The sequence below is a fragment of the Agrobacterium sp. 16-172Ci genome (assembly GCF_053522725.1).
In genome coordinates this window covers 1-1,865 of record NZ_JBNWBW010000061.1, presented here as the reverse complement: position 1 = coordinate 1,865, position 1,865 = coordinate 1, and the positions used below count along the sequence as shown (strand labels likewise).

Annotated in this window: 1 protein-coding gene; it reads right to left on the bottom strand. The window is 49.2% G+C overall.

Annotated elements, in window-relative coordinates; translation table 11 throughout:
- Window positions 1-371: 371 nt before the first annotated feature.
- Window positions 372-1,523, bottom strand: coding sequence for a hypothetical protein (locus ACQZ40_RS25670; RefSeq protein WP_448748909.1), 1,152 nt, complete (start codon window positions 1,521-1,523; stop codon window positions 372-374).
- Window positions 1,524-1,865: the final 342 nt, after the last annotated feature.

Below are 1,865 nucleotides of genomic sequence, written 5' to 3'. Positions count from 1 at the left end.
CAGTTCCTTATCGACGAGCAATGTGATCCGGAAAAGATCGAACGCATCATCGCTGATGAGCCAAATTCATAAGGTCTGCGGCCTAGTCCGGATGGTTACGACGAACCTCACGTACAGGCTTCCCATATGTGAGAAACTCCAATGTAGTCTCCATGGAGAAACTCCCGTTCTTCATCCATGGAATGTCGATCATAGATCAGGCGGCAGCGAGCAAGGTGGGGGTGGAACAGCGGTTACTTATGACCTCGAAACCGCGCTGGTTCGATTAAGCGATCACGCTTATGGCAGCGTAGGCTTAAGCCTCCGATGATCTCGATCGCACCAGGTGCGGTTGAAACTTTCGACCCGGAGCCTAGACGTACTTGCACAAGTTATGCAGGGGGATATTGCCGCGCAGCTAGCTTCCCGGAGCCCATCTTGTACTTATCGAGTGTTGGGTAAAGCTCTGCCCATCGCACGTGGACGGGCACATTGAAGTGTTCCCAAGCTAGCTCCAACGCCGTCAAGACATTTTTTCTGCCATCCTCCGTACCTGTAGCTTGTGAGATTGATTGCTCTAGAGCCAAAACTGTTGCGAGTGCAGCTTCAGCGATTTCCTCTGCTTTATAAGGAAATTTGTTCTCGAGTTCTGTGATGGCGACTAAACCGATCATGTAGTTCATTCTAATGACGCCTGGTGGGTGATCGGAATTGAAAATGGTACTCACGTCAAACGGATGATCGTCAAAACCTCGAACAATCGCAGAAACTCCAAAAACAAAGCATCGTAACCGAAGGAGTTCCTTTTCTGCTTCACTGGGGCTTGGACGGATTTCCTCTATAGCGACCGGGGTTTGTAACCGTAGTTGAAGCAATAGCCACGTTGCAAAGCAGTCGGCATCGTATTCAAGAGCTTGGCTTGTAAGGTTATCGTCGCGTTCATCCGAAGGGTCATCTTCTAGAATAAAGGTGAGACCGTTGAACTCTTTGCCAAGCTCTAAATGTCCATTAATGATGTGTCCTAGCTCGTGATATAACAACCATTCAATAGCGCCATATGCAATTTGTGTGCACAATATTTTCAATGGCTCATCGAATTTAACAGGCGCTTCAAAGCCAAGCGCTGTATACGCGGCAAACGTATCGGACGCCATCGCTTCGGTGCGGTGGGTATAGGTGTCGAGCGTATACTCAAGGTGTTGAGCAATCGCCGATGTGCTCATAAGCTGAATTACGGTTCTAAACGTGCGTATTGGTGCTGCAAGCCAAACCGCCACGCAGTACTCGTCTTTACCAAGTCTGATGGCGCAGGCTTGGAAGTCTTTTTCAGTGTCGTGGACAAAGCAGAGATAAATCTTTGCGCGTACGTCCAGCTTCCGCGTGAGATTATCAATAGATTTTCGGCAGAAAGTGAAATACCGCCGCGCCAAAACTCCGACGCTGTCATCGCTTTCCGTCTCAAGCACGAATCCATTGCAACCAAGCTGCTGTGATAGAAGATCATTGATATTGGCTATGTACGCATCTGGCAGATCAGTCACCATTACCTATCTCCTTCTCCGCGAATTTGGGCTGAACTGCGCAATTCGCCACAGAGGTGTGCCAACCAAGCCACCCATTTGGCTACGCTTAGTGGCTAGGACCAGTTCAATGACCCTATCCTGACTATGCGCTTGACTGGCTCAGGAGTAGTAAGTCCTCGCTCGCGTAAAATATGAAACCCATTGATTCTTTGATTGATTTTTCCAAATCCAGCTCCGCACGAAATTCGTCTAGCTGTTTTAGCGCTGACCTGCCACTGAAGTTTCATCCGGCTGCGATTAGAGCCTCGGCTGTTTTTGATAAGCCAAATGGCGTGGTGGGAGCAACCGGCGGAAACGCGAAGC